This window comes from Streptomyces sp. P17 (genome assembly GCF_032436805.1).
GTDB lineage: Bacteria > Actinomycetota > Actinomycetes > Streptomycetales > Streptomycetaceae > Streptomyces.
The window spans coordinates 1-241 of sequence record NZ_JAVRBF010001396.1 but is presented as its reverse complement, the minus strand read 5'-3'; the positions used below and the strand labels follow the sequence as shown (position 1 = coordinate 241).

Here is a 241-nt window from a genome sequence, read left to right as displayed (position 1 = left end):
TGACAATGCTGGATTCAGCGCCAACGAAGAAACACAGGCTGCTGGCGCTCACAAGGATAATGTCGCTCCGTTTCAGCTGCCCGCAGATCACGTCGAGTATCCCGCTGCCTCTTTGGAGGAGATCGCACCGCGGGTAGACGATATCCTGGAGGCCGCCAAATCACTGGCTTCTGCGGCCAAGAAGCTGGAGAAAAACCGTCAAGAAGAAGAAGAGGCAGAACAGAGCGCAAGAGCGCTTCAA

At 55.6% G+C, this 241-nt stretch carries 1 protein-coding gene; it reads left to right on the top strand.

The annotated features are described in order from the left end of the window. On the top strand, window positions 1-241 hold a 241-nt coding region (locus tag RMT89_RS45110), incomplete at both ends, for a hypothetical protein (protein ID WP_315889546.1).